Origin of the sequence: Fibrobacter sp. UWH6 (assembly GCF_900142465.1) — a bacterium.
Classification (GTDB): domain Bacteria; phylum Fibrobacterota; class Fibrobacteria; order Fibrobacterales; family Fibrobacteraceae; genus Fibrobacter.
The window spans coordinates 1-26,917 of the sequence record NZ_FRAX01000010.1 but is presented as its reverse complement, the minus strand read 5'-3'; the positions used below and the strand labels follow the sequence as shown (position 1 = coordinate 26,917).

21 protein-coding genes are annotated in these 26,917 nt (G+C 50.4%); 9 read left to right on the top strand and 12 right to left on the bottom strand.

The annotated features are described in order from the left end of the window. Positions 1 to 44 precede the first annotated feature (44 nt). The 3 genes from BUB73_RS09590 (at position 45) to BUB73_RS09580 (ending at position 5,089) form a co-directional block, all read left to right on the top strand. Positions 45 to 1,370, top strand: a complete 1,326-nt coding sequence (locus tag BUB73_RS09590; protein WP_083539728.1) for a glycoside hydrolase family 13 protein — start codon at positions 45 to 47, stop codon at positions 1,368 to 1,370. Between the two features lie 29 nt (positions 1,371 to 1,399). After that, positions 1,400 to 4,030, top strand: coding sequence for a protein translocase subunit SecDF (locus tag BUB73_RS09585; protein ID WP_073158884.1), 2,631 nt, complete (start codon positions 1,400 to 1,402; stop codon positions 4,028 to 4,030). A gap of 123 nt (positions 4,031 to 4,153) precedes the next feature. Continuing rightward, the gene (locus tag BUB73_RS09580) at positions 4,154 to 5,089 is read left to right on the top strand and encodes a magnesium transporter CorA family protein (RefSeq protein WP_073234543.1); all 936 of its coding nucleotides are present in this window, start codon (positions 4,154 to 4,156) and stop codon (positions 5,087 to 5,089) included. A gap of 96 nt (positions 5,090 to 5,185) precedes the next feature. On the opposite strand, the gene BUB73_RS09575 is transcribed toward BUB73_RS09580, so the two are convergent. The 6 genes from BUB73_RS09575 to BUB73_RS09550 form a co-directional block, all read right to left on the bottom strand. Next, positions 5,186 to 6,205, bottom strand: a complete 1,020-nt coding sequence (locus BUB73_RS09575; RefSeq protein ID WP_073285299.1) for a polyprenyl synthetase family protein — start codon at positions 6,203 to 6,205, stop codon at positions 5,186 to 5,188. A 2-nt stretch (positions 6,206 to 6,207) separates the two neighbouring features. Then, positions 6,208 to 8,211: a DNA topoisomerase (ATP-hydrolyzing) subunit B gene (gene gyrB, locus BUB73_RS09570; RefSeq protein ID WP_083538106.1), complete on the bottom strand. Its 2,004-nt coding sequence runs from the start codon at positions 8,209 to 8,211 to the stop codon at positions 6,208 to 6,210. Positions 8,212 to 8,248: 37 nt separating this feature from the next. Beyond that, positions 8,249 to 8,575 (bottom strand): DciA family protein, encoded by a 327-nt coding sequence (locus BUB73_RS09565; protein ID WP_073158890.1) that lies wholly within the window; start codon positions 8,573 to 8,575, stop codon positions 8,249 to 8,251. Between the two features lie 6 nt (positions 8,576 to 8,581). Beyond that, positions 8,582 to 9,355 (bottom strand): MlaE family ABC transporter permease, encoded by a 774-nt coding sequence (locus BUB73_RS09560; protein ID WP_249269457.1) that lies wholly within the window; start codon positions 9,353 to 9,355, stop codon positions 8,582 to 8,584. Between the two features lie 21 nt (positions 9,356 to 9,376). Continuing rightward, positions 9,377 to 11,206, bottom strand: coding sequence for a S41 family peptidase (locus BUB73_RS09555; RefSeq protein ID WP_254794891.1), 1,830 nt, complete (start codon positions 11,204 to 11,206; stop codon positions 9,377 to 9,379). A gap of 104 nt (positions 11,207 to 11,310) precedes the next feature. Beyond that, positions 11,311 to 12,168 (bottom strand): sigma-70 family RNA polymerase sigma factor, encoded by an 858-nt coding sequence (locus BUB73_RS09550; RefSeq protein ID WP_073158896.1) that lies wholly within the window; start codon positions 12,166 to 12,168, stop codon positions 11,311 to 11,313. A gap of 202 nt (positions 12,169 to 12,370) precedes the next feature. Here BUB73_RS09550 and BUB73_RS09545 point away from each other — a divergent pair, with 202 nt between their 5' ends. Continuing rightward, positions 12,371 to 13,573, top strand: a complete 1,203-nt coding sequence (locus BUB73_RS09545; RefSeq protein ID WP_073285296.1) for a sensor histidine kinase — start codon at positions 12,371 to 12,373, stop codon at positions 13,571 to 13,573. A gap of 29 nt (positions 13,574 to 13,602) precedes the next feature. Here the strand turns inward: BUB73_RS09545 and BUB73_RS09540 are convergent, their stop codons facing one another. From BUB73_RS09540 to BUB73_RS09530, 3 genes are all read right to left on the bottom strand, one after another. Beyond that, positions 13,603 to 15,051, bottom strand: a complete 1,449-nt coding sequence (locus tag BUB73_RS09540) for a tetratricopeptide repeat protein (protein ID WP_073285293.1) — start codon at positions 15,049 to 15,051, stop codon at positions 13,603 to 13,605. 103 nt (positions 15,052 to 15,154) lie between these two features. Further along, positions 15,155 to 16,252 (bottom strand): protein kinase domain-containing protein, encoded by a 1,098-nt coding sequence (locus tag BUB73_RS09535; RefSeq protein ID WP_073158902.1) that lies wholly within the window; start codon positions 16,250 to 16,252, stop codon positions 15,155 to 15,157. Between the two features lie 87 nt (positions 16,253 to 16,339). Continuing rightward, positions 16,340 to 17,146, bottom strand: coding sequence for an LOG family protein (locus BUB73_RS09530; RefSeq protein ID WP_073285290.1), 807 nt, complete (start codon positions 17,144 to 17,146; stop codon positions 16,340 to 16,342). 172 nt (positions 17,147 to 17,318) lie between these two features. On the opposite strand from BUB73_RS09530, the gene BUB73_RS09525 reads away from it, so the two are divergent. Beyond that, positions 17,319 to 17,531, top strand: coding sequence for a DUF6812 domain-containing protein (locus BUB73_RS09525; protein ID WP_073158906.1), 213 nt, complete (start codon positions 17,319 to 17,321; stop codon positions 17,529 to 17,531). A gap of 80 nt (positions 17,532 to 17,611) precedes the next feature. Here the strand turns inward: BUB73_RS09525 and BUB73_RS09520 are convergent, their stop codons facing one another. Continuing rightward, positions 17,612 to 20,197, bottom strand: a complete 2,586-nt coding sequence (locus BUB73_RS09520; RefSeq protein ID WP_073234549.1) for a TIGR03960 family B12-binding radical SAM protein — start codon at positions 20,195 to 20,197, stop codon at positions 17,612 to 17,614. A gap of 77 nt (positions 20,198 to 20,274) precedes the next feature. Here BUB73_RS09520 and BUB73_RS09515 point away from each other — a divergent pair, with 77 nt between their 5' ends. From BUB73_RS09515 to truA, 3 genes are all read left to right on the top strand, one after another. After that, on the top strand, positions 20,275 to 21,669 hold the full coding sequence (locus tag BUB73_RS09515; RefSeq protein WP_073158910.1) for a GGDEF domain-containing protein: 1,395 nt from the start codon (positions 20,275 to 20,277) through the stop codon (positions 21,667 to 21,669). Between the two features lie 281 nt (positions 21,670 to 21,950). Further along, entirely contained in the window at positions 21,951 to 22,955 is a 1,005-nt protein-coding gene (locus tag BUB73_RS09510) for a hypothetical protein (protein ID WP_073158912.1), read from the top strand. Beyond that, on the top strand, positions 22,955 to 23,707 hold the full coding sequence (gene truA / locus BUB73_RS09505; protein ID WP_073158914.1) for a tRNA pseudouridine(38-40) synthase TruA: 753 nt from the start codon (positions 22,955 to 22,957) through the stop codon (positions 23,705 to 23,707). The genes BUB73_RS09510 and truA overlap by 1 nt, the downstream gene beginning before the upstream one ends. Positions 23,708 to 23,749: 42 nt before the next feature. On the opposite strand, the gene BUB73_RS09500 is transcribed toward truA, so the two are convergent. Together BUB73_RS09500 and BUB73_RS09495 are read right to left on the bottom strand one after the other, a co-directional pair. Continuing rightward, positions 23,750 to 24,487: a pyridoxine 5'-phosphate synthase gene (locus BUB73_RS09500; RefSeq protein ID WP_073158916.1), complete on the bottom strand. Its 738-nt coding sequence runs from the start codon at positions 24,485 to 24,487 to the stop codon at positions 23,750 to 23,752. A gap of 13 nt (positions 24,488 to 24,500) precedes the next feature. Beyond that, complete coding sequence (locus BUB73_RS09495) at positions 24,501 to 25,625, bottom strand: divergent polysaccharide deacetylase family protein (protein ID WP_073158918.1); 1,125 nt, start codon at positions 25,623 to 25,625, stop codon at positions 24,501 to 24,503. A 30-nt stretch (positions 25,626 to 25,655) separates the two neighbouring features. Between BUB73_RS09495 and miaA the strand changes: the two genes are divergently transcribed. Then, positions 25,656 to 26,558 (top strand): tRNA (adenosine(37)-N6)-dimethylallyltransferase MiaA, encoded by a 903-nt coding sequence (gene miaA / locus BUB73_RS09490; protein ID WP_073158919.1) that lies wholly within the window; start codon positions 25,656 to 25,658, stop codon positions 26,556 to 26,558. Positions 26,559 to 26,917: the final 359 nt, after the last annotated feature.

The window sequence follows — 26,917 nt, the reverse complement described above, 5'->3', positions numbered from 1 at the left end:
ATAATTGTTCACTCTTCACTATTCACTGTTCACTCTTCACTGCTATGAAAGATTTTGCTCCCGCTTGGGTGAAAGATTCGATATTTTACCAGATTTTCCCGGATCGATTCTGTCGTTCCGAACGCTACAAGGCTGCCGGCAAGTTCGTAGATTGGAACGCCAGGCCTACCCGCGAAAATATGTTCGGTGGCAATCTGGCCGGTATTGAAGACCGCCTGAAGTATATCGCCGACATGGGCTTCAATGCGATTTACCTTTGTCCCATATTCAAGAGCAATTCGAATCATCGTTACCATACGGTGGATTATTTTGAAATTGATCCGGTGCTCGGGACTCTTAAGGATTTCGACCGTCTTGTCGCCAAGGCCCACAAGCTAGGACTTCGTGTAATTCTGGATGGCGTGTTCAATCACTGTTCCCGCGGTTTTTTCCAGTTTAACAGTCTGCTGGAATTGGGGCGCAATTCCCCTTATGTGGACTGGTTCCATATAAAGAAATGGCCCCTGAAGGCTTACTCAAAAAAAGCCAATTACGAATGCTGGTGGAATTTTCCGGCCCTGCCGAAGTTCAATACCGACAATCCCGAGGTCCGCGAATACCTGATGAGCGTAGGCGAGTTCTGGATGAAACGAGGAATCGACGGGTGGCGCCTGGATGTGCCTAACGAAATCAATGACGACAGTTTCTGGCAGGAATTCCGTCGCCGCATCAAGGCAATCAATCCCGAGGCCTATATCGTAGGCGAAATCTGGGATGAGCCTTCCCGCTGGCTGATGGGCGACCAGTTTGACGGCGTCATGAACTATATGTTCCGTAAGGCGGTGCTGGCTTACCTCTTTGACGAAAATCCCATCAGTACCGAGGAGTTCTGCCGACGTCTGGAAGAGGCCTTCCCCAAAACCCGATGGTACGGGAGCGATGAGGGGGAGACTCCTGCCGGCGACATTCCCATGAACTTGCTGGGGAGTCACGATACGATCCGTTTGCAGTCCCTGCCTTGTTCCGACGGGGCACGGGTGCGCTTGGCCCTGACCCTGCTATTCTTTATGCCGGGAGCCCCCTGTATATATTATGGTGAGGAATTGGGTCTTAAGGGCGGTAAGGACCCCGACAATAGGCGGACCATCCCCTGGGATTCCCTTGAAAGTTTGCGGAAACATCCTGCTTACCCATATATAAAAGAGCTGATCGAACTCCGAAAATCGAACGTTGCCCTCAGAAAAGGCGATTTTTCTATAAAAATAGGGGAAAATGCATTCGAGATCCGCAGATTTTATGAAGAAAATGGGAAAAAGAACGTTTTGGAGCTGAAAGTCTACGGAGCCCAGGACGGTTCTTCCCCGAGTTTTGCTATCTTTGCGCCCAACTAAGCGTTTAGTACCTTATTAAGGGATTACAAATGAACAAGAACAAATTCGGCATGCGAGAATTCATCATTCTCCTCGTCATTATTCTTTCGGCCTACACTGTATGGCCTTCTATTCAGGTTCACTCCAAGTCGGGTGATGAGAAAAAGACCTTCCTTAAGGAAAATCCGAAGCTGGGTGCAAAGTCCATCAACTTCGGTTTGGACCTCGCTGGTGGTACCGCCATTACTCTCGAAATCGAGAAGTCCGGTATCAAGAACGAAGATATCAAGGACGTTCAGGAACAGTCCCTGGAAATCATTCGTAACCGCGTTGACCAGTACGGTCTTTCTGAACCTCAGATTTCTCCCAGCGGCGACGACCGTATCGTGGTTGAACTGGCAGGTGTGGATGACTCCACCGCTAAGGCTCTCGTGGGTTCCACCGCAAAGCTGGAATTCAAGATTCTGGCCGAAGCTGAAAAGTTCCAGCAGGTCGTTCTGCTCATCGACCAGTACCTGACCCGTCAGACTACTGACATCGCTGCAGACTCTGCCGCAACCGTCGACACTACCGCCGCCGCAGCCAAGGATTCCGCTAAGGACACCACCAAGGCTCTCTCCGATGACGAACTTCTCGGTAACACTCAGGTTGCTGAAGCCGCTCCCGCAGCAGAAACTGCAGAAACTGCCAAGGCTGAACCGGCAAGCGAAGTCGGCACTGCTCTTTCCGCTTACTACATGAACTTCGGCAACGGTGGTTTCATCGCCGAAGAAAGTGTTGAAAAGGTCAAGAAGCTTCTCGCTACTGAAGGCGTTCAGAAGCTGATTCCCCGTGACGTGAACTTTGCCTTCGGTAGCGGTCTGGAACCTGTCCAGCGCGGCTCCCAGATCAAGGCCAAGCGTCTTTACCTCCTGAAGCGTCGCGCCGAAATGTCCGGTGACGATGTTGTTGACGCTCAGCCGCACCGCGTTAGCGATGGTGTCAGCGCCGGCGAAGTTGCCGTTAGCCTCAAGTTCGGTGGCATCGGCCCCAAGAAGTTCTCCGCTGTAACTGCTGCAAACATCGGCAAGCAGATGGCTATCGTTCTCGACAACCAGGTGATTTCCGCTCCGGTGATCCGCGACCGTATCCCCAATGGCGAAGCTCAGATTACTGGCCTCGACGACATGGCTGAAGCAAACCGTCTGTCTGTCGTGCTCCGTGCCGGTGCTCTCAAGGCTCCCATGAACATCATCGAATCTCGTAGCGTCGGTGCTACCCTCGGTGAAGAAAACATCGTTCAGGGCTTCGGTTCTGGCGCTGTCGGCCTTATCCTCTGCCTCGTGTTCATGATCGGCTACTACCGCCTCGGTGGTTTCATCGCAAGCCTGGGTATGATCATCAATACTTTGGTTACCGCAGCCGTTATGTCTGTGTTTAACGCTACCCTGACTCTCCCGGGCATCGCTGGCTTCATCCTGGTGCTTGGTATGTCTCTCGACGCAAACGTCATTATTTACGAACGTATCCGCGAAGAAATCAAGGGCGGCCTCACTGCCCGCGCCGCTGTCGCCAAGGGTTACGAACGTGCATTCAGCGCCATTTTCGACTCCAACCTGACCACCGTGCTTACCGCCTTGATCCTTTACAAGATCGGTACCGGTTCCGTGAAGGGTTTCGGTCTTACCTTGATGATCGGTATTATTACTTCTCTCTTCTGCGCTCTTACTGTTACCCGCGCCGTGTTCGACTGGAAGCTTGCTAAGCAGGACGCAACCACCCTCTCTATCGGTGGCGGCTTCAAGTTCCTCAACAACGCTAACCTGCCTGTTGTTCCCAACCGCGGTAAGTTCAAGCTGGTCTCCATCATCATGATCGTGGTCAGTATCGCCTCTATCGCTGTTAAGGGCTTCGACTTCAGCATCGACTTCACTGGTGGTCAGGTTTATACCGTCCAGTATCAGGATGCCGATAAGCATGAAGGCGACCTGAACAAGGCTCTCGCCGATGCTGGTATCAAGGGTGCAAAGGTTCGCTCTCTGGGTGGTACCTCCGCTAACTCCTACCAGATCAGCATGCGCGCTTCTGAAGACGCTCAGTTTGAAGTCAAGATGGCTCAGGCCTTCGAAGCTGCAAACCAGAAGGTTGAAATTGTGGCTAAGGACAACGTTGGTCCTACCATCGGTAAGGAACTTCGTAACGACGCTATCATGGCCATCATCCTCGCATGGATCGCCATCGGTCTCTATGTGTGGTTCCGCTTCGGTAAGCTGGGTCTTGGCTTCGGTATCGGTGCTGTGGTCGGCCTCGTCCACGACTCCCTCATTACCTTGGGCTTCATCTCCCTCTTCGGCCTTTCCTTCGACGGTGCTCTCATCGCATCTCTCCTCACCATGATCGGTTACTCCGTTAACGATACCATCGTGGTGTTCGACCGTGTTCGTGAAAACGCCGCCATCCATGGCCTCACTGGCTTCGACAAGACTCTCAACAGCTCTATCAACCAGTGCTTCAGCCGTACCGTGATTACCTCTCTCACCACCCTCTTCGTCTGCTTGGTTCTCGCTATCATGGGCGGTTCCTCCATCCGCGACTTCGGTATGGTGATGGTCTTCGGTATCTTCATCGGTACCTACTCCTCTGTCTGCATTTGCTCTCCCTTCGTGCTCTGGTACTCCAAGCGCTTCAAGACCGGTGTGTAATAGCAGCTTAGGCTTTGTAAAGGCCTGGTAAAAAAATCAGATTTTTTAGGCTCGGACTTGCTCCGGGCCTTTTTGCTTTTACATATTTTTCTATTTTTGGGTCCGTTCGATCAAGGGGGCGCTATGCTCAAGAAGTACTATAAAATCGAATCAGGGCGCCTCGCTAGTGCCCCGAACGAAGAAGTGGCAGACATCGTCATGATGGGTTCTCTTAGCCAGGAACAGCGAAGCGTGCTGGTTAAGGAATACGAAATCACGGAACATACCATTGCGTCTGCATTCGACTCCGACGAACTTTCCCGTATAGAATACGATGATGACTTTACCACCATCGTGTTTAAGAAGCCCAAGAACTATTCTGCGGCCGATAATTTCCAGTTCCGCGTAGAATCTTTCGGTATCTTCATTTTCAAGGACTGGGTGTTGCTCCTGACGGACTCCGACATTCCCATTACCGACGAAAAGCGTTTTTCCAAGATCGACAGCCTGAACACTTTCGTGCTTAAGGTTCTTAGCTATGCGATTTACCACTTCAACGAACACTTGAAGATCATCAATCGCATCAACGACGAACTGGAACAGAAGCTCCGTACCGCCATGGAAAACAAGTACCTGCTTTCCATGTTCAGCCTGAACAAGGGCTTGATCTACTACGTCAGCGCCCTGAACAGTAACGATACCCTGCTCCGCAAGCTCCAGATGGGCCGCAGCCTCAACTGGACCGAAGCCGAACGTGAATTGCTGGAAGACATCCAGATTGAAAACGGCCAGAGCCTGCAGCAGGCAAACATCTACGCCAACATTTTGACGTCCATGATGGATGCCCGCGCTAGCGTCATCAGCAACAACGTGAACACGCTGATGAAGAACCTGACCATCGTGACCATTTCTATTTCCCTCCCGACGTTCTTCGCCAGCTTGTTCGGCATGAACGTGCGCCTGCCCTTCGGCATGAACGGCGATGCCACCGGAGGTAGCGACCTGGCATTCTGGATTATCATTGCCATGTGCTTCCTGTCTGTGCTTGTGTTCATGGCCATCTGGACAAGAAAAAAATAGGGAACCGCATAATCCCAAGCGCTAGCTGGGAAATAAAAAAACGTCCGCTACAACGGTCGTTTTTTTTGTTTGATAGAGAATTGCCTTGCCGCAGAGTCAGTTTCCGCGATCGCTCATGGAGGCGAACATGGCAACGATTTCGTCGGTGAAATTGCTTGCCGGAAGCTGGTTTGCAATTTCAAGAGCCTTTTCCAGGTGGTCCTGAGCGCAGACCTTGGCCTTCTTGAATGCTTCCTTTTCGTTCAGCTTGGCGATAATCTTTTCGGGAACGCCAGCCTCGGAAGCCTTGGCGATGAGACTTTCCATCTCGTTGCGGTCGGCTGCGGAGCATCCGTCAAAGTAGTACAGCAGGGGCAGGGTAATCAGGCCGTTGCCAAGGTCGGTGAACTTGGCCTTGTCCAGGTTCTGGCTGCCAAAGCCGTAGTCCAGCAAGTCATCCACGATCTGGAAGGCGATGCCGAAATGGCTACCCATCTGGGCGCACTTGTCTGCGTTTTCTGCATCGAAGCCGGCCAGGATGCCGCCAATACGGGCTGCTGCGTCAATCAGGGCAGCGGTCTTGCCATCGATGATTTCGTCATACTTTTCAAAGGACAGGTGGGTATTGCCGGAATAGTCCAGCTCGAGAATTTCACCTGCAATCAGCTTGTCGGCTGCGTTAGAAAGAATCACGGGCACGTCTCGGGATTCTTCGTTGATGACGCAACGCATGGCCTGGGAAAGAACGTAGTCGCCAATGAGAACGGCAACCTGAGTTCCCCATTCCTTGTGGGCTGTCTTCTGACCGCGGCGGATGTCTGTTCCGTCGATAATATCGTCGTGGACCAGGCTTGCCAGGTGCAGCAATTCAATGCCTGCGCAAGCGTGTGCAACGCGGTCGGCGTTGGGCTTTACGCTGCCGCTCTGGGCAATCAGGCAAAGCAGGGTAGAACGAATGCGTTTGCCCTTGCGCTGGAACAGAGATACCAAACGTTCAGAAATGCCTGCGGGGGCTTTCCTTGCCACGTCCATGATGACCTCTTCCGTCAGCTGGAGCTGGTCCTTTACGAGGTCACGGGCTTGGTTTAGAACGGTCTGAAAATCAGCTTTACTTTGAAGGGAATCCTTGGAATTCATGATTAAACATCCAGTTCGTCAAGAACCTTGTAGGCATTATTTTCAATAAACTTACGGCGGGGTTCCACGTCTTCGCCCATGAGCATGCTAAAGATCTGGTCGGCCACAACGGCGTCTTCCACATAGCACTGCTTCAGCAGGCGCTTTTCGGGATCCATGGTGGTTTCGAAAAGCTGTTCAGCAGACATTTCGCCAAGACCTTTGAATCGGGTGATGGTGACATTCTTCTTGTCTTCCAGCTTGGCCATGGCTTCTTCCTTGGCGTTTTCGTCGAACAGGTACTGCTCCTTGAGGCCCACCTTCAGCTTGTACAGAGGAGGCATGGCCAGGAACACGTGGCCGTTGTCGATAAGGGGACGCATATAGCGGAAGAAGAAAGTCAGCAGCAAAGTCTGAATATGGGAGCCGTCCACATCAGCATCGGTCATGATCACGATCTTGTGGTAGCGGAGCTTTTCCAGCTTGCATTCAGAACCGAGGCCGCAACCGATGGCGTTCACCAGGTTCTGGATTTCTTCGGTGTCCAGCACGCGGTGGAGGCTTGCCTTTTCTACGTTCAGGATCTTACCGCGGAGGGGGAGGATGGCCTGGAATTCGCGCTTGCGGCCCTGCTTTGCAGAACCACCTGCAGAGTCTCCTTCCACAATGAACATTTCGCATTCCTTGGGATCGCGGCTACTGCAGTCGGCCAGCTTACCCGGAAGTCCGCCACTTTCAAGAACGTTCTTGCGGCGGGCCAGGTTACGAGCCTTATGGGCGGCTTCGCGTGCCTGGGCTGCGTTGTAGACCTTGTCCAGAATGACTCTCACGGCAGCCGGATTTTCCTGGAAGTATTCTTCCAGCTTGGCACCGAATGCACTTGCCACATAGCTGGTGATTTCGGAGTTGCCCAGCTTACGCTTGGTCTGGCCTTCGAACTGAGGCTGAGAAACCTTGATGGCGATAACGGCGGTAAGACCTTCGCGGATATCGTCAGAGGTAATCTGGATGTCCTTCTTGCCCTTGGGCATTTCGGCGGCAAACTTGTTGATGACGCGGGTCAGTGCGGTCTTGAAACCGGTAACGTGGGTACCGCCATCGTAGGTGTTCACGTTGTTCACGAAGCTAAAGAAGTTTTCCTGATAGCCGTCGTTGTACCACATGGCCACTTCCAGAGGATACTGGCCATCGGGGAGCACCAGGTGAATCGGGGCCTGGAACAGCGGAGTGCGGTGTTCATCCACATAGCGCACGAATTCAGAAACGCCACCCGGATAGCAGAAGGTTTCACTCACCTTTTCTTCGGTACGTTCGTCGGTCAAGGTCAGGCGCAGGCCGCTCATCAAGAATGCCAGTTCGCGGAAGCGGGTAGCCAGGGTGTCGTAAACGTAAACGGTTTCGCTGAAAATGGTATCGTCCGGATAGAACTCGATGGTGGTTCCGGTTTCGTTTTCGGCGCAGGTTCCGATTTCCTGCTGGGGTCCGCAAGGAATACCCTTGCTAAAGGTCTGGGTCACTACCTTGCCCTTACGGCGAACGGTAGCCACAAGCTTGGTAGAAAGGGCGTTAACGCAGCTGACACCCACGCCATGGAGACCTGCAGAAACCTTATAGGAATTGCTGTCGAACTTACCACCGGCATGGAGCTTGGTCATCACCACTTCCAGTGTACCCACCTTTTCCTTGGGGTGGATGTCGGTGGGAATGCCACGGCCGTTGTCGGTCACGCGGATTCCGTTACCCGGAAGGATTGCAATTTCGATATGGTTACAGAATCCGGCCAGGGATTCGTCCACGGAGTTGTCCACCACTTCCCACACCAGGTGATGCAAACCGCGAATATCGGTAGAACCGATGTACATTGCCGGGCGCACGCGCACCGCTTCGAGACCTTCCAACACGGTAATGTTGGAGCCGCTATAATCTTCTTCGGCCTTCTTCAGGTCTTCGGTAGAAACGTTCTGATTGACTGTTTCAATGGAATCGACCTTAACGTCGTTCTCTGTATTTTCCAAATTTTCTGCCATCTTTTTCTCGTTTGCAGATGGCATTTCAGCCACCTGGCTAAATCAGTCGGACATCCCGCACTGCAGGCTTGCCCAACAGTAAATTACACTTGTCAATAATAGCTTTTTTTTGCAGGAACAGCTCGTGTTTCCAGGCTGAGTTGGCGCATTTTAGCACCAAAATTCCCTTGTTAAAACGGTCAATTTTTACGTGGGGTAAAAGCAATGTTCCGACCACTTTCTCGAACCCTTCCGACAGTGTCTTGAAGGTCATATCTTCGGTGATATTGCTCTTGTCCAGAACCATTTTCAGAAGAACGCTAATGTCTGCAGGACCATTCTTGCAGACTCCATTCTTCCGTCGTCTTTGTTCAAATGCGGCCATTGATTTTTACAGGAGCAACAGCTGTGAAAGCACGTAACCACCAATAAGAATACTGGTCATGCCTGCCACCACGGTGGCCTTTGTTGCCTTGCCTACGCCTTCGGCGCCGCTATGGGTGGTAAAGCCGAAATAGCATGCGTAACTGGATATAAAGAATCCGTAGAGAGTGGCCTTGATCAAGCCCACGATCAGGTCCCAATCCTGGTAGAACATTCTAACACCGTAGAAGAATACGGAAAAAGAAACTTCCTTGTACAGGTGAGCGACTTCGTATCCGCCGATAATGCCGATAAAAATACTCAACACCGTCAGGGTGGGTAACATGATGACTGTTGCAATCAGGCGGGGGGCCAGCAAGAACTTATAGGGACTGAGACCTAATACTTTGTATGCATCAAGCTGTTCCGTGACCGCCATAGTGCCAAGCTCAGAACACATGGAGGCTCCGATTCGGCCTGCCAGCACCATGGCTGTAAGAATGGGACACAACTCGACCATCACGGATTTTCCCACGGCCATGCCCACAAACATCAGGGGTATCATATCGGCGAACTGGTAAGCCAGCTGCCAAGACATGATGGCTCCTGTCGCAAGGGAGGCTGCCACCACCACAGGGATACTGGTGACACCCACATGCTGCATCTGTTCTACGGTTGTGTGCAAGTTGCTGAAGGCTCCAGGCACACTCTTAAACATCTGCCACACGAAGTGCAGATAACCGACGGCGGTGTACAGAAATTTCCGGATGAATTTGCCCAGACTTTCTGCGGCTCTGTCCATTGTCTTTATCAAGGTCAGTCCTTATTTCTTCTTGGAGTCCTTGGCCTTTTCGGCGGTGGGCTTCTTGGCGGGCTGTTTTTTTGCCGGAGCGATAGCCTTGTTGTAAAGGCTCATGTCGCTCAGATACTTGATGGCTTCGTTCAGCTGCTTGTCGCGCTTCAGGGAGAATGCGGTACTTACAGAATCGTTAATGAAGGAAGTCAGAAGTTCACGCTTGATGCCGTCCTTGATATAATCCTTGTTTTCGTCGAACTGGGCATTCCTGTTGTTTTCCAGGGCTGTGCGCATTTCTGCCAGACGGGCTGCCAAGACGGAATCGGTTACGGTCTTGGAGGAATCGCCCATGTAGTTCTGTTCACGGATAATGCTCTTTTCCAACTGGTCGACGCCAACAAGTGCGTTAGACTTGATTTTCGTGAAGTTGGTATCCTTCATGCAGTAGTCCTTGAACTGCAGGTACAGGCTGTCGGGTACTTCCCATTCTGCACTGATCTTTGCGCCAGACTTTTCCAGGTCCGGGCGAGCCTTTACAGCAAACTTGAAGTACATAGACATTCTTTCCTGAACCTGAACAACCCAGGGCATGGGGTCCAGTTCAACTTCAACGTCAGGAGTGATGCCGCCGCTGCCGAACATCATACGGCCGTTGTTGGTGTAGAAGGTATCCTGGGCTACGGTATCCTTTTTCAGGGAATCAACCTTTGCCTCGTCGCCGGATTCTTCGGCGTCGTATTCGGCTTCCTGCAACTTCAGACCCTTGATCCCGTTTTCGGGCTTGTTGATGCAACGTCCGAAAGGCAGGTAGTAGAATGCGGTGGTCAGCTTCAGGGCGTTGCCCTGGTTATCCAGCGGGAAGATGGTCTGTACGGAACCCTTACCGAAGGAGGTCTTACCGATAATGAGAGCGCGGTCCCAGTCCTGCAGTGCGCCAGAAACAATTTCTGCTGCGCTGGCGGAACCCTGGTTTACCAGGACCACCATGGGAATGTCCTGCTTTATGATACCGTCTTTGCGGGCACGGCTTTCGGTACGCTGGGTACGGCCGCGGGTACTTACGATGACATTGCCCTGCTTTAGGAACAGTTCGCTAATTTCGATAGCCTGGTTCAAAAGTCCACCGGGGTTGTAGCGCATGTCGAGAATCACCTTCTTCATGCCCTGTTTCTGCAGGCTGCGGAGGGCGTTTTCCACGTCGCTGGTGGTCTTGTCGCTAAAGGTTGCCAACTTGATATAGCCGATATCCTTGGTCACCATGCCGTAATGGGGCACTGCATGCACAATGATTTCTGCACGGGTAATGGTGAAATCCATCAGGTCGGGAACGCCTTCACGTTCAATAGAGACGGTCACATCGGTACCGATCTTGCCGCGGAGCTTGCTGACGGCGTCATCCAGGGTCAGACCCTTGGTGTCCTTGCCGTCAATTTTGCGGATGCGGTCGCCTGCGCGGATGCCCAGACGGAATGCCGGGGTGCCAGACAGCGGAGAAATCACGGTCAGAATGTTGTCGCGGAGGCTGATAGTAATACCTACGCCGCCGAACTTGCCTTCCATGGATACCTTGAGGCTTTCGTAGTCCTTGGGGCTGAATACCGTAGTATGGGGGTCCAGGATGTTGCGGATGCCACCCAGGGCGGCGTCCGTCAGTTCCGTGGGGTTCACGTCTTCGACATACTTGCGGTTGACTTCAGAAAGAACCTTGTTCAGTCGGGAAACTTCGTCATAGAAATCACCCGGGGGTGTCTGCTTGTCACCTGCTGCGTTGGCAAGAGCAAGTGCAGAAAGGGAAGCTACGAAAAAATTGCGAAAGTTCGGCATATAGAATTTCATACCGAAAAAATACAATTTCATAGGAAAGTCGTTGTATGAAAAACGGAAAAACCGGCCCCGTAAGGCCGGTTTTTAATTTAAGGAGAGAGAGATGAAAAAACTTCAGTAAGAAAAGTGGCGTTTCACTAGGCTGCGCCGTGAAGGTCGTGAGTCCTGTAATCTCCGCGGAGCTTGTCCAGGGCGGCCTTCTTGATCTGGCGAACTCTTTCTTTAGAAAGACCAACCATGGGACCGATATCCTTGAGGGTGTATTCGATGTCCCGATCGAAGCCGAAGCAGAGCTTGATCACTCGCATTTCTTCTTCGGAAAGGTTGTCCTTCATGGCCTTGTCCATATGCTTCTTGACAAAGCTATATGCGGCCAGGTTGTCAGCCTTGTTTTCTGAATCAGACAAGGTGTCGCCTAAGGTGAGTTCCTGATTGGTGCTCAAGGGGGCGTCGAGAGAGGAGGAACGCTGAGCCATCATCAAGATCTTTTCAATAGAGTCTGCCTTGTACTTGGAAACACCTTCAAGACTCTTGGGGTCAATGGATAGTGTTCCACCGATATTCTGACGGAGGGTGCCTCCGTGCTTTGAAAACTTACGAATTACCAGTTCCTTTTCAGCGCTGATGCGAACGATGCGGCCGTTTTCTGCGATGTGGCGTACAATGTTCTGACGAACCCACCATACGGCATAACTGATAAACTTAAGATTGGTGCTAAGGTCAAAACGCTTGGCGGCGTGCATCAAACCCATATTACCTTCGTTAATCAGTTCGATTACGTCAACGCCCTGACCCTTATACAGATTGGCGATGTTTACAACGAATCGGAGATTGGAATTGACCAGCATTTCCATTGCAGAACGGCTACCCTGCTGCTGGATCTTACGGAGTAAAATGTATTCCTGTTCCTTGGTAAGCAGCGGATATTTGGAAATCTCGTCGAGATAACGGAAGTATGCGTCCTTCTCGCTTCTTGTACGTGTATTTGTATTCATATCAGCCTCTTGTTTGTTGTATTGTTTCTTACGTTTACAAAGATACCTCTATGTTCTAGTTGAAGTGTCATAGATTGGTGTAGGGTTTGCAAAAGTTTTTCACAGATTTTGTCATTTTTTCCGTAGTTTTGTCATACTTTTGTCATGAAGTGCCCAAATTACGCTTAAAATGACCTATTTTTGTTGTTCTAAAGAGGACAAAATGTCAATTGAAAGCACAAAAAAACGTTTAAAAGACTTCTGGCAGGTTATTCACGAGCGTCTTTCCTCCTTACAGGAAGATCAGTTTGACCGCGGCGAACGGGAATTGATTGCCATATTGGGAGATGATGAATCGAAAAGCTTTTTTCCTGTGCCGGCAACGCTGTTGATGGTTCTTGTTTGGAGCTTTATTCTTTTTTTCCCTTTGATTATCCTGTTGGATCCTAGCGGATCTGTTGGGGATGACGTTACCATGGGTGCGTTGGGCCGTTATTATCTGCCCTTGTTGTCTACGATGCTGATCTTTTTCCTGAATCAGAGAATCCTTGTTCCCAAATTCTTTTTCAAGAAAAAATATGTTCGCTATTTTGTCTGTGATTCAATTCTGTTTGTCATTGTGCTGTTTTGTCGTGAACTATATTCGTTCCTGACAATGTCGGAATCTAGTGGTGGCGTTGCTGAATTTTTCGGGTCTTATTGTTTCAGAACGGTTAGAGATCATTTTTCTGTCTGGACTCTTGTTTCGTTCATGATTATCTTAAGCACCATTAGCTTCCTGTGTATCATTATCTCTGTATTTAGTCGTCAGCTTATACGAGCCTTTATTATTCGCGAAAAGAAGAAAGTGGCGCTGGAGTATGAACTTGATTTTTTGAAGAGCCAACTGAGTCCCCATTTTCTGTTTAACACGCTGAACAATATTACTAGCCTAATCAGGATTGAACCGAAATTGGCAGAAAGCAGCATGGAAAAGCTGAGTAAACTTTTACGCGTAATGCTTTATCAGACGTCTGACAAGTTTATCGATATCAAGGATGATGTTGATTTGCTACAGAAGTACGGAGAACTTGAAAAACTTCGTCTTCCTAAAAGTTTTGAGTATGTCTTTGAGACGGATCTGGAGAACCCTCATTGTCAGATTCCTCCTCTTTTGATGATGCCTCTTGTTGAAAATGCAATGAAGCATTGTGTAAACCCTGATGGGAAAAGCTTTGCTCATATTCGCATCAGTCAGAAAGATGGCAAGATTCATTTCAAATCGGTAAACAGCAACTTCCCCCGTAAGCCGAAACCTGGTGCAAGTGGACTCGGTCTGGCAACGTTTGAAAAACGCCTTGAGCTGTTGTTCTCTGGTAAATACTCCTACGGAACTTGGATCGAAGGGAATACTTACGTTTGCGATTTAACTCTGACGGTAAAATAAAAGCCTCGCCCGGGGGCGAGACTTAAAACTTATTTCAGTGCTTCCAACGTTTTACGGGCCTGCTTTGCCAGGATATCGTTTTCATTCATTTCAATGACTTTCTGAAGGTAGCCGATGCCTTCCTGAACTTCAATTTTATTGGTGACGCAGGTCTCGCCCAGAGTGAACAGCGAACGTCTTGCAAAATTCGGATCCTTTTCCTTGCTGAGACATTTTTTCAGAAGGAGGATGGCGGCGTCCGGTGCATTTTTAGCCTTGGCGATTTCGCCCCATTCCATCCATTGGTTGCTTGAAAAATCAAGGTATTGGTCGGGGGCGGTCATTCGGATGACGGTCTGTTTTACGAGGGCTGCATCCACGGGGTGTTCCTGAAGAAGTTGTGTCAATGCAAGACGTAGCTGCTGATGGGCTTGTTCCGGTCTGCAGTTCTTGGCGCTTGTAAATCCATCTTCGATAAGGGTTCTAGTCTTGGCCTTTCTTTCGGCCATCGGATTCTGGGAGGCTTTTTCCAGAAGGCGTTCCCTTAAAAGGTCTGCGTTGATTTCGGCTTGGCTCCTAAGGCGAGTTTCGATTCGGACGCCAGCGAAGGCGCCGATTCCAAAACATACGGGAGAAAGGGCGGCCACCGCACCAAAGATCCCCGGATTGAGGAACCAGTTGATGGCCATGTCCAGTATTACGCCCGAGAAACAGATGTTCCTTGTTAGAGGGGTGACCTGGTTCTTGCGGTTTCCGAAGGCGGTCGCTCCCAATAGGAATGCCACGGTGAGACTCATGCCCATGTAGCGTTCTGTGGAGTAGTGGTCGAAGAAACTCGTGGTTGTCAGTACACTTACCAATATGGGGCCGGTGAGTGTCACTGCCGCTGTCGTCAGACAGATGATCCATAGGCTCCAACGTCTAGCCAGTCGCACGATAGCGAACATGAACAGCCCGGCAAACGAAAGGAAACTGCATACTCCAGGAATCAAAATCCAGCTGGTAAGAACTCTTTCGTATTGTTCGTATTTCGGGGCGAAGGCGAGACTGTAACGAAGGTATCTATCGGTAAAGCTGTTAATCCATTCCTCTAGACTTGCTCGATAGTCGCTTTCGTTAGGATAGTGACCGTGGTCCTGGATGTAGGCTTCGCGGCCTCCGTTGTTTTCCCACCATTCGCGATATTCCTTCTTCATTCCAGCAACGCGTTCTTCTACAATGTAGGACGGGTTCTGCTGAAGGTATTTTTCGCGATAGCGCTGGAATTCTTCGGCTTTTAATTCTTTTGTGGGTTCGAGGCCCACGGATCTAAATTCACGGGCGCCTGCGTTATGCCACCAGGTATCAAAGGTCTTGACGATATTGCCTTCCCTTTGGTGCTGCTTGATGTATGGGTATGCACCGGTGATTCCATTGAATACACCTAGCGAAACAACCAGGATGAGCGCTACATAGTGTAACGGTTTCATCTGCTGTAAAATATCCTTGGCAAATTTCAAAAATATCCTTAGCCGTCGCTTGATTTGGGCTAGGGGTGTTTTGTTTTGCAGAAATACAGATCTTTCACGATTTGGGAAACTTGCCATATAAGCAAAATATAATCTAACGATTGTATTCGCGCAATTGATTCCACAAAAAGTCTGTGTTTACGTCTCGGTATCCCTGAGCATTTACCCTTTCACGGAGTTTATGCGCAATATCGAACAGGTTCGGACAATTCTGCATGCGTTCAAAGCTGTCGAATATGGTGAGGTTTTCGATCCATTGAGACAGTTCTGGGAATCGTGGGTCGTTAAAACTGTTTTCGCGGCCTGTTTTCAGGTGCTCCAGGTAACGGTCTGTGACTCGGTACCCATCTTCCACGAAGATGTCCATGGACTTGGGGAAGAGTTTGCGGCCCGTCAGGTATTCGTGGACAATGATGCCGAAGCTGAAATAGTCTACGGATGCCGAAAGATTTTCTCCCATGATTGCCTGTTCCGGTGCGCTGTAACAGGGGGTCATCTGTCCACCATATTCGGTGACGGTTTCCCGCATTTTGGCCTGGGCGTAACCGAAGTCGCATACAAGAATCTTGTGGTTGTTCTTGTGTTGCGGGTTTTGGCACAGGAGAAGGTTCTTGGGCTTGAGATCCTTATGGACCACTTGATAGTAGTGGAGCTGGCTGATGGTGTTGGCCAGGTAGGCTAACTGGGATACCCGGTGGAGAACTTCATCATCGGTAAGGTCTGTGCGGAACGTGCGGTCCAGGGAGCACCCCTTGATGAATTCCATCTTGAGATAGGGATGGCGGCCAGCGATGCCACCGCCCATGCTCTGAACGACGCCTTCGATATTGGTGGCGTGGATCAAGTTGTTAATTCTGATTTCGTCCTGGAATGCGCTCAGCAGCATGTTGAGGCGGTGCAGGCGGTTCTTTCCGGGAGGAGCCCAGAATTTGCAAATCTTGACAACGATTTCCTTTTCGGCGTAGTGGGTGGAATCTCCCGGGTGTTCTATCCAGAAGTTCGCCCTGTACAGGTTGTTGGTACCTTCTAGAGTCAGAGGTTCAATGAGCTTGATCCTCTGGGCGGCACCGTTGTGCAGAAATTCAGGATTCTGGTCAAACCACCGCTGGTATTCGTCCATGGTATAATTTGGACGCAGCGCAAGGTTTCTTGAAACACGGTCTAACGTTTCTGCAATGATGTTCCGAAGCATGCTACAATTATAGCTTTTTTGAGTCGGGTAAAAACAAAGAGACCCCGCATTTGCGGAGTCCTTTGTTCATAAAAATTTGGTTTGAAATTATTTCTTTTCGGAGGCCCTTTTTTCCAAGGTTTCGGTAATGATTTTGTAGGCTTCGTCTACGGAGTCGCAGAAGTGGAACAGGTTGAGGTCTTCCTTGTTGATCATACCTGTTTCTGCCAGGTATTCCCAGTTAAGGACCTTTTTCCAGAACTTGGCGCCGTATACGATAACGGGCATTCTCTGAGCGTACTTGTGAGTCTGGATGAGAGTGAGCATTTCGAACATCTCGTCAAGCGTACCAAAGCCGCCGGGGAATACCACCAGTGCCTGGGCCATGCAGAGGAACCAGTACTTTCTAATGAAGAAGTAGCGGAACTGGAAGTTCAGTTCGTCGTCGATGTAGACGTTGGGATGTTGTTCGAAGGGCAGCTTGATGTTGAGGCCGACGGAGGGGGTTCCCACATCGTTTGCTCCACGGTTTCCTGCTTCCATAATGCCGGGGCCGCCACCGGTCATGATGGCGTATCCTTCGTTGCGCTTGTTTGCCCACTTGCCAAGCTTTGCACCTAGCTCACGGGCGGCATCGTAGTACTCGGCGACGAGTTCCAGACATTTAAGACGGGCCAGTTCTGCCTTGTTCTTGCAGTTCTTGCGGCGCTTCTTGATTTCTGACATGGGGAGGGTTCGTGCGGAACCGAAGAAGACGATGGTTTTCTGGATGCCTTCCTGATCAAAAATCTGCTGCGGACACATGAATTCCGACAGGATTCTGATGGGGCGGCCCATGTTGCTATCCATAAAAGCCTTGTTGTAGTACATCATCTGTCCGGGGACGAGCTGGAGTTGCTTTTTCTTAGTTGCCATGGTACACACTCCTTTTGAAATCATGCGGATTTCCGTTTAAAATTCAAATTAAATCCCCGAAATGAGGGGGTGACACGATTTAAAATACTTTCAAAAAGTAAAACGGCACTAATTTGCTCCGAAAAAATGCTTTTAATCTTCTTCCAATGTGGAAAAACTTTATATTTGATATATGCTCGTTAAGATTTGGACCGATAGTTTTATCATTACTGGCGAAATCGACACTCTTCGTGACGAACGCCTTACAGATTATATTCGCGAAAACAAGGACTTTATCGCCGTTACCCAGGTAAAGGTCAGCGACAGAACTGAAAAGGACTTGTTCCGTACTCACTTTTTGAATGTGAGTACCAGTCATATTGAAATTATCCTGCCCGCAGAATAATTTCTTAATGCAGACTAGGTGAAGTTCCGCAAAATAAGATGCCGCCCCGAATGGAGCGGCTAAATTTCGTGGAGGTTTCCCTAGAATTCCATGGCGATTTTCTTGATGAGGAACCTGCGAGTGTCATCGTCAAGTTTCTTGGGATCGTAGGTTTTTCCAAGCAGACCTGCGTAGATGTTATAGGGGCTGGCGGTGCCGCCCATCTCATTACACTTGATCTTGGTCATGATGTTGCCGCCCTGAATCTGGATGCCGAGAATATGTTCGTTCAGGTTGATTTCCTGACCGCGGTGGTTGGTGACCACTGGCAGGGACTTCTCGTCGAAGGACTTCATGATTTTTGCTGCCGTTTCCGGATCCAGGTTGTCCGGAGTGAAGCTGTAAATCATGGCCTTGGGCATGTTCTTGCTCAGCTTACCCTGTAGCGGTTCGATGTTCACGATTTCCATGCCGCGGGGGAAGGGGGCGGAAAGCTGCTTCATGGTTGTTTCCAGGCCTTCCTTGCTGATGTCCAGCGGTTGTAGCAGTTCCACGCTGATGATTTCGCAGTAGGTTTCAAGGCCGAGGGGGAGGGCGCCCATGTTACTGATACGGGGCTTGGGGCTGAAACCTTCACTGAACTTGATGGGGATTCCTGCGCAAAGGAAGGTTCGCTCGAAGAAGCTGAGCATGTTCTGGTGTGGCAGGAAGCGGCTGATGCCAGTCTTCTTGAAGGTAATCTTGTAGCTATAGCAGACCTTCTGGCTGGGACGGCGTTCTGCCACCAGCTTCTTGATTTCTTCGGGTGTGCGGCTGGGAGCCTTATGGCGTACCGGATCGTTGGCCAGATGGATTTCTGCACCGAAGCCAGGAATGCCGCACTTCTGGCAGTCGCCCCACTTGCAGTTGGGAACGGGAGCGGAATCTTCCTTGAAAGCCTTTTCCCATTCGCGGCGGAGGTACTGCTTGGTGGTTCCTGCATGGATGACGTCCCAGGGGAAGACTTCTTCCTTTTCGCGGGTGCGGTAGACCCAGCTGGTGTCGTAGCCGCATTCTTCCCAGACCTGGAGCCAAGTGTCGTAGTTGAAACGATAGGCGTCGCTTTCAAAGGTTAGACCTTTCTTGTAGGCTGCATAAATCACGGGGCCAAGACGACGGTCACCGCGGCTGTATACGGCTTCCAGGTGGCTCATTTCCCAGCCAGCCCAGTTCACCTTCACGTTGGGGTGTCTAAAGAATCTTTCGCGAACGAAACGGATATGCTTTAGGGCGGTTTCCTTGTCCATAAACGGAGCCCACTGGAGGCCGGTGAAGGACTTGGGAATCAAGATGCCCATGGAAACGGCAATCTGGCATCCGCGGAGATACTTGCGGCCAATCTTTACCAGGTTCTCGATCAGGCCGCAGAAGGCTTCCATGTCTTCCAGGTTTTCGGTGGGAAAGCCGATCATGGTGTAGAGCTTGATCTTGTTGAATCCGCTGCTGAAGGCGTGTTCGGCGGCGTTGTACATGTCCTGGTCGCTGATGGTCTTGTTGATCATCTTGCGGATTCGTTCAGAACCAGTTTCTGGGGCGAAGGTGGCGCTACGGCCGCCCTTCAATGCGGAAATTTTCTGAGCCAATGTTTCGCCGAAGGCGTTGACGCGGATGGAGGGGAGGCTTACGTCTACGGTATCGAAGAACGGATCGTCGATGATAGAGTCGGTAAGGCCTTCCACCGGCTTGTAGTCGGCGGTAGAAAGGGAGAGCAGGCCCAGTTCGCGTTCGCCTGTGGCCTTGATGCCTTCCTTGGCGATTTCAAGAACGTCGTCTGGATCCAGCTCGCGGCAGGGGCGGTACCAGATGCCTGCCTGGCAGAAACGGCAACCCTGGGCGCAACCGCGCATGACTTCTACGCTGAAGCGGTTGTGGACCAGCTGCATGTTGGCGATGAGGTTCTTGATGGGGTAGTTCTTGCGGTCCATTACGGGAATGAACTGGCGGCGAACGCCGGTGGTCTTTTCGTAGGGGCCGGTGGCGGGTTCTGCAGGAACGATGTCGCCAAATTCGTTGGTAACGGTGGGACGGAGGCTGGGGACGTATACGCCGTCCAGTTTTGATAAATTCTCGAGAATCTGCTTGCGGGAAAGGCCAGCCTTTCTGCCATCGCCGACGCAACGGAGGAACTTGACCATCAGTTCTTCACCGTCGCCAATCTGGAAGGCGTCAAAGAAATCCGCTACGGGTTCCGGGTTGGCCATGGCGGGGCCGCCGGCGATAACAATGGGATCCTCTTCTCGACGATCCTTGCTCCATACGGGAACTCGGGAGAGTTCCAGCACGTAGGGCACGTTTGTGAAGTTCAGTTCCGTCTGCAAGGTCATGGCCAGGACTTCGAAATCCTTTACGGGTGTGTAGCTGGCGTAGCTGTACAGGGGAATGTCGTACTTTTCCATTTCTCGAGCCATGTCTTCCCAGGGGGCAAAGCTCACTTCACATAGCAGGTCCGGTTCCTTGTTGATTATATGGTATAGGATGCGGATGCCGTTATTGCTCATGCCGATTTCGTACTTGTCGGGGAACACGAAGGCCATGCGGCAGTGCATTTTGCTGTGGTCTTTGACAACGCTGTTGGCTTCGCCACCCATATAACGGGCCGGGGATTCGACAGCGGGGAGAGCTAGGGCGATTTTTTCGAGAATGGTCATAGGTCTAAATTTAGAATATTAGTGCTTTATAACGGAATAGGGGTGCCATGTAGAAATTAAATAAGTAAATTTTTCGTATGACTATGGTATCTTACATTGTTTGGCTCATAGCTTTTGTAGCTGGGGTGGGCGTATCGTTTTTCGTTCCCGAAGCGACTATTTCGCTGGGCGGAAAGTTTGCCTTTATCGGCGCCTGGGGTGCCGTTCTCGGATTTGTTCTTTACACTCTCTGCAAGCGTAGGGTGGAAACTGCCGAGGCCGAGTTTAACGAAAATCTGGAATCTCTGAAGGCCTCTCAGCTAGATCTGGTCACTGGAATCCAGGCCAATAAGCCTGCAGAACCGGTAGAAAAACCTGCGGTAAAGGCTCCTGAGCCGCCGCCTGTAACGGCAAAAAATGAAATTCCCCTTCCCAAGGGCGCTGTTTCCGCCAGGGAGGCTCTTGAAAAGATTGCTGGGGCTCCTCTGAGGGCGAATTTCCCCCTGGATGTCTGGAAGCGTTATGCCAAGAGTATTCTGAAGGATAGACCTTTCGGTGAAGTTCTGGCGAATCTTGAAAAGTTGTTGCCTGCCATGTTCCCCAAGGCTTCTGGTATCTTATATATGTATGCAGGTACCCAGACTGACCTTCGCAAGCTGTATTCCTTTGGTCCTTCTGTCATCAGTGATGCTTCCATTCGTCCTGGTGAATGTGCTAGCTATAACTCTGGTGAAATTGTTGTTTGTGATTATTCCAAGCATGACTTGTCTGGTGGTTGTACCCATCTTCACCACCGTCCCCAGGGAATTTCTTTCTGCGCTCCTATTGAAGGATTGGAAGAACATTTCGGCATTTTCTCTCTGCAGGTAGATGCCTTGCCCGACAATGAATCCCTGGATGATTGGCATGCCAAGGTTAGCTTTGTGGCGACGACTTTTGGTCTTTATGTGTCTAACCAGAATTTGAATGTCCGCTATAAGGAACATAGTATCAGGGATAATCTGACTGGCTTGTTTAACAGACGTTATATGGAAGAATCCCTGGCTCGGGAAATTGCTGCTGCAACTCGACACAAGACTCCCATTGGCCTGATTATGCTGTATCCCGATTCTATTGCCGAGATTCAGAAGACTAAGGGTCGCCATGCTGTTGAACAGCTCCTTTGGGAACTTGGACAGCGCTTGCCTGGTTATATCCGTACAGAAGATATTCCCTGCCGTTATGACGGAGAGATGTTCTGCATCATCCTGCCGGGAGCTGACTTGAAAATTACACGTCAGCGTGCGGAAAAAATCAGACACGAGATTTCCCAGTTGCAGATTGCCTATGGTGCTGGTGTGCTTGCCACTCCGTTGAGCCTGGGTGTTGCGGTGATGCCCGCCCATGCGGCTGATGGTGGATCCCTGCTTTACATGGCCGAGGCTTCCTTGAGACACGCCATGCAGGCTGGCGGAAACCGCGTGACTATTGCGGACGCATTGATTAACCGCTAACGTTTATAAGGAGTTTTGGTAGGCTGGCCTCTGGCCAGCCTTTTTTCGTTCCCTTTTAAAGTATGAGGTTCTTCGTTTGACGTTACCCCTGGTTCGTTTTTATAAAAAACCAAAGGCATCCCAGCTGACGCCGAGATGCCTTTTTTGGGGGTTAGGAGGAGAACAAAGAGTTCTTGAACCTAAAGTTATAAAGTTTTTTTGAGGCGTGCAATATGTTTTTTATTCTAGGTTGAAACAAGTGTTGCGAAATTCTCAATGAGGTTTTTTCTAAATTTGGCCCCATGAAGAAGTTTGCTGCACCTATTGCATTGCTGGTCCTGGTCTGTTGCCTGGCCGCATATCTAGTTGTTGACTTTTCGGGTCCTAGGTCGTCTTTTGATTCCGACGCCTATTTGAAGGCCCGCGCAAGGATTGATTCTCTTGAAATTGCTCTCTGGGACGCCCAGAATTCTCCGGCTGACCAGATGACGATCCGTACCCAGCTGGAAACTGCCTGGACCGAACTGGCCGCCATGCGTGAAACTCCCGCAGAACCTGTTGCCGAGGGAGGCGAAGGTGAGGCCGTTGCAGAACCTGCCGATGATGGCAAGATTGCCGGTATGTCTTCCGATGTGATCGGCTGGATCATTGGAGGCGTCCTGGCTGTAATCGCCTGCGCCGTGATTCTTGTGTTTGTACTTCGCCGTCGCCAGGAAATTATTACTCGCCGTATGGAGGCTATCAAGGCTGAACGTTTCAAGGAAGTCAAGGCTGATCTGGATGATGCCACTACTTTGGCTCCCCGTCCCCGCCCCAAGAAGCGTTCCATTATTGCCGATGCCGAGGAATACGCAGCTCACAAGCGTGAGACCTTGGCCCAGCAGCAGTTGAATGCTTCTGCTCCCAGCCCTTCTGGCGAAGAACCGAAGATAGCCTTCGAAGACGAAAATGGAGTTCCCGAAAACAAGATTATGACCGGACTCCCGGGTTCCAAGCCCACCCTTCGCCCGACGGCCAAGGAACGTATTACTTCTGCCATGCAGAATCTTTCTGACGTGCTGCGTACTCCTCGTGGGCTTTCTCGTGAACGCACCATGAAGTTGCGTGCCCAGAGCCGCAATGCTACAGGCGATCCCAACTTGCAGGGGAGCAACCCCCTGGAAACTTCCCGCTTTGATCGCGAGGCTACTGAAAAGTTGAAAATCCTTCAGCTGTCTCGCCGTGGATTCCCCGCCTCTGCAATCGCTTCTCAGTTGAAGATTCCTCAGGAAAAGGTCGAAGCAGTCATTAAGGACGCCCAGGCCTAATGCGTTATCGCTTCAGGTGTGAATACCTGGGTAGCGCCTTTCATGGCTGGCAGGCCCAGAATGAAGGTGGCAAGACCAAATTTGTAACGGTGCAGTCTGCGCTGGAAGAGGCTTTTTCCATTGCGCTTCGTTCTCCTATCCGCATTACCGGTTCCGGTCGTACGGATACTGGCGTTCATGCCCGCGGTCAGTGTGTTCATTTTGATTATGACGGCGAACTGGATTTGGTGCGTACGGTGAATTCCATCAACGGCTTGACGAAACGTCTTGTCCGTATTCGCGACTTGCAACCTTGCGATCCGGAATTCCATGCCCGTTTCGACGCGACGTGCCGGTATTACCAGTATACCATGTACACCCGACCTGTGGCCCTGCTCCGGGACTTCGGGTGGGAGTGCGGCTCTCAAAATCTGGATCTCGATGCCATGGCAGAAGAGGCGAAGTCTTTCCTCGGTCATCACGACTTTATCGATTTTTGCATTCCCCGCAATGATGGAAAACCGACGGACTGCATCCTGACGGAATTCCGCCTGGAGCGGTTGAACGACTGGAGCTGCATGTTCCATATCCGAGGGAACCGTTTCTTGCACAGGCAGGTCCGCGCCATGGTGGGGACCTTGTACGATGTAGGTCGCGGTAAGCTCCCTATGGGTACGGTGAACCAGATCTTCGATAAAAATTTTAAGGGAGAGCGCACATGGGCTCCCCCTCAGGGTTTGGTCCTTGAGAACGTAGAATACAAGGACTATTGATTTCAGAATTTTATTTTGGACGTCAAAAGGGAATGCTTCCTGTTATTTGGAAGCGTCCTTGATTAAGTCCAGCATGTCCTTGATGGCACGGTCCATACCTACCATAACGGCCTTGCTGACGATGCTGTGGCCAATGACCACTTCGTCAATGCCTTCGATGGCGGCGATGGCGGAAATGTTGCGGTAGTTCAGACCGCGGCCGGCCTTTACCCTGAGGCCGTACTTGCGGGCGAGGACGGCCATGTCTTCGAGGGCGGAAATTTCACGTTCAATTTCTTCGCGGCTTCCCAGAGTGCAGGAGGTTGCGTACTTGCCGGTATTGAATTCGACAAAGTCTGCGCCAATCTTCTTGGCGGCCTTCACTTGTTCGGTTTCGGGATCGATGAACACGCCTACGGCAATATCGTTGCTCTTGAGTGTCATGGCAGGCTTTGCCAATTCTGCAGCCTTGGCGGCAACATTCAGACCATCTTCTGTGGCGTAGTCGGTGTGGACCTCAGGAACGAATGTAACAGTGTCCGGCTGATTGTTGATAGCCACCTGGACCATTTCCTGGGTGGGGGCCATTTCCAAGTTCATCTTGGTGGTGACGGTGCCACGGAGCATGCGGACGTCGCGATCCTGAATGTGGCGCTTGTCTTCGCGGAGGTGGGCGGTGATGCCGCTGACGCCTGCCAGTTCGGCAATAACTGCGGCCGCTACCGGATCAGGTTCGCAGATCTTGCGGGCTTCGCGGATTGTTGCAATATGGTCTACGTTAAAACCGAGCTTTACTGTCATACGTGATTCCTTATCAATACTTCATAAATGTAGATAAATTGACCAAGGTGGTGCCCTGATTTTTTGCCCTGGAAGAAAGGTCGCTCAACTTATTCACGTTATCCAATGTTAACGGGAGGATCATGACCGCCAGGCCTTTCTTTGTGGATTCCCGCATCTTGCTTCGCATATAGTCTGCCAGAGCGCTGTTGTCGGGATTGTAGGGGCTGGATGCCTTGCAGGAAATAGACAGGTCCTTGCAGGCTTCAGAAACCTTGGATAAGTTGTTCATGGTCGCGTCGAGGAACCACAGGTTGTTTTTATCTGCCGGCTTAAGAATCGCCTGGAGAAGTTGCTTGTGTTCAACAGCCTGTTCTCCATAACGTGAGACGATACCTACTGCGTTAGGCATTAATTTTTTCGCATCGTCAATCACCATCTCGATTTGTTCCTCGGTATGATGAATACGTAGGGGGCGCAGCTTGTTATGGACCTTGTTCAACTTGGTTGATTCCATAGTCAGCCATAATACAAGTTCCTTTCTTTTTACTTTGTCTAAATCAGGATAGAAACCGTCTTTCATACCGAAAGGCGGAATCAGTAAGTCGAATGGATAATCCAGCTTGTTCAGAGCCACAATCAACTCGGGGGTGAGGCTTGTAACCTGGAATGCCACAGCCAGCATGGAAGCGTCGTCCCTAAAGATGCTTTCGGAAACCTGCAGTTCCAGCAGAAGTGTGTCGCCGGTGGGTTTGATGAGGTCGATTTGGGCGGTCTGGAATGCAGAACTTCTGTCGTCATGGATTTCTTCCATGCGAAGAATCTGGCCGCCAGTCTTGTTGATGAAACGCTGGGCCTGGAGCAGGTAGACGATAATGGTCTTGCCTCGGCCCAGAGTCCAGATGTTTCTCTTTCGACGCTTGCTGTACTCCGCCTTTAAGGTTTGCAGTTCCTGCTGCATTTTTTCCTCAAAGGAGAGAGGCTCTTCTTCGGGAACATTTGAAGCGGAAACTTCGGTGGCGGTAGAATCGGTGTTCTGGGTTGCCGTTTCCTTTGTTCCGTTTTGCAGTTCCGCAATTTTGGGGAGTGCGAATTTGATGCCCACGATCAGTACGGCAAGAACAATGATAATGGCAATAATGTGTTTGTACTTTCTCATTCTACCGTAAAATATAACTACATTGAACCCATGCCTATTCTATTTGCCTTGGTTGGAGCCACGGGAATTGGTAAATCCAATTTTTCTCTGGAACTTGCAGAACATTACAACGCTGAAATTATCGGTGTGGATTCCCGTCAAATTTATAAGGGGTTTTCCATTGGGACTGCTCAGCCTGACATCCAAAGTTTAAATCGCGTGCGACATCACCTGGTTGATTTCGTGCCCCCTACAGATAACTTCTCTGCGGGCGCGTTTTGTAGCCTGGTAAAAAATCTGGTGGCTGAGAATCCCGAGAAGAACTTCATCCTTGTGGGTGGTACCGGACTTTATTTGCAAAGTCTGATGCTAGGCTTGCCTAAGATTCCTGAAATTGAACCGGCCCTGCGCCAGAAAATTGAAGAATTGGTTGTGCGCGATGGGGTAGATGTTGTCTATAAGCGTGCCTGTGAAGTTGATCCCGAAGCCATGGAAAAGGTGGTGCCCGGAAATGTCCAGCGAATTACCCGCGTGCTGGAGGTTTTTGAATCGACGGGTCGTAAATTGTCTGAATTCCAGAAGGAACGTGAAGGCGGGGTCGGCAAGTTATCCGTTTTTTCTTTGCAGCGTGACCGAGATGAACTGTATCGTCGAATAAATAGCCGCGTAGACCAGATGATTGAAGGTGGTTGGGTGGATGAAGCCCGAGAACTGGCGAAAACGGTGCCTTTGGACGCTCCGGCGTGGCAAAGTTTGGGGTATAGGGAACTTCTAGAGGCTAAAAGTCATACTGATTTGGCAAGAATCGTAGAAAATGTGAAGCAGAAAACCAGAAATTATGCCAAAAGGCAGCTTACTTGGTTCCGCTGGCAGCTGGATTGCGTGCCGATTGACATGGAAAATTCGGAAAAAATGATGACTTTGCAAAGTATCTTTCAAAATAGTTGTGAATAGTTTGTGAAATCGTCGGGAATTGTCGGAGTAAGACTCGTGTTTTTTCCGTTTTTTGGAAAAAACAGCAAAAAAACAGCGGTTTTTTGTAAAACAGCCCTTGCAAAGTTTCTGCAAAATTCTATAATTGGCGTCGTTCCTGAGAGGGACGGCTGAGAAAGCCGAAACGAAACAAGAACAAAACAAAAGCCCGAGAGGTTTTTGAGAAGATTGAAGGAATCGGAGATGTGCTTAGTGACGGCCCAAGAAATTTCTTGGAATTAGTCAAATACGAACGTGATTACGGGACCAAGACTTTAAAAAATTAATGAAGAGTTTGATCCTGGCTCAGAACGAACGCTGGTGGCGTGTCTTATACATGC

What these genes read in the sequence shown, in the direction of transcription:
- BUB73_RS09590 (WP_083539728.1), top strand. Translation starts at nt 45, where the DNA reads ATGAAAGATTTTGCTCCCGCTTGGGTGAAAGATTCGATATTTTACCAG.
- BUB73_RS09585 (WP_073158884.1), top strand. Translation starts at nt 1,400, where the DNA reads ATGAACAAGAACAAATTCGGCATGCGAGAATTCATCATTCTCCTCGTC.
- BUB73_RS09580 (WP_073234543.1), top strand. Translation starts at nt 4,154, where the DNA reads ATGCTCAAGAAGTACTATAAAATCGAATCAGGGCGCCTCGCTAGTGCC.
- BUB73_RS09575 (WP_073285299.1), bottom strand. Translation starts at nt 6,205, where the DNA reads ATGAATTCCAAGGATTCCCTTCAAAGTAAAGCTGATTTTCAGACCGTT.
- gyrB (WP_083538106.1), bottom strand. Translation starts at nt 8,211, where the DNA reads ATGGCAGAAAATTTGGAAAATACAGAGAACGACGTTAAGGTCGATTCC.
- BUB73_RS09565 (WP_073158890.1), bottom strand. Translation starts at nt 8,575, where the DNA reads ATGGCCGCATTTGAACAAAGACGACGGAAGAATGGAGTCTGCAAGAAT.
- BUB73_RS09560 (WP_249269457.1), bottom strand. Translation starts at nt 9,355, where the DNA reads ATGGACAGAGCCGCAGAAAGTCTGGGCAAATTCATCCGGAAATTTCTG.
- BUB73_RS09555 (WP_254794891.1), bottom strand. Translation starts at nt 11,206, where the DNA reads ATGAAATTGTATTTTTTCGGTATGAAATTCTATATGCCGAACTTTCGC.
- BUB73_RS09550 (WP_073158896.1), bottom strand. Translation starts at nt 12,168, where the DNA reads ATGAATACAAATACACGTACAAGAAGCGAGAAGGACGCATACTTCCGT.
- BUB73_RS09545 (WP_073285296.1), top strand. Translation starts at nt 12,371, where the DNA reads ATGTCAATTGAAAGCACAAAAAAACGTTTAAAAGACTTCTGGCAGGTT.
- BUB73_RS09535 (WP_073158902.1), bottom strand. Translation starts at nt 16,252, where the DNA reads ATGCTTCGGAACATCATTGCAGAAACGTTAGACCGTGTTTCAAGAAAC.
- BUB73_RS09530 (WP_073285290.1), bottom strand. Translation starts at nt 17,146, where the DNA reads ATGGCAACTAAGAAAAAGCAACTCCAGCTCGTCCCCGGACAGATGATG.
- BUB73_RS09525 (WP_073158906.1), top strand. Translation starts at nt 17,319, where the DNA reads ATGCTCGTTAAGATTTGGACCGATAGTTTTATCATTACTGGCGAAATC.
- BUB73_RS09520 (WP_073234549.1), bottom strand. Translation starts at nt 20,197, where the DNA reads ATGACCATTCTCGAAAAAATCGCCCTAGCTCTCCCCGCTGTCGAATCC.
- BUB73_RS09515 (WP_073158910.1), top strand. Translation starts at nt 20,275, where the DNA reads ATGACTATGGTATCTTACATTGTTTGGCTCATAGCTTTTGTAGCTGGG.
- BUB73_RS09510 (WP_073158912.1), top strand. Translation starts at nt 21,951, where the DNA reads ATGAAGAAGTTTGCTGCACCTATTGCATTGCTGGTCCTGGTCTGTTGC.
- truA (WP_073158914.1), top strand. Translation starts at nt 22,955, where the DNA reads ATGCGTTATCGCTTCAGGTGTGAATACCTGGGTAGCGCCTTTCATGGC.
- BUB73_RS09500 (WP_073158916.1), bottom strand. Translation starts at nt 24,487, where the DNA reads ATGACAGTAAAGCTCGGTTTTAACGTAGACCATATTGCAACAATCCGC.
- BUB73_RS09495 (WP_073158918.1), bottom strand. Translation starts at nt 25,625, where the DNA reads ATGAGAAAGTACAAACACATTATTGCCATTATCATTGTTCTTGCCGTA.
- miaA (WP_073158919.1), top strand. Translation starts at nt 25,656, where the DNA reads ATGCCTATTCTATTTGCCTTGGTTGGAGCCACGGGAATTGGTAAATCC.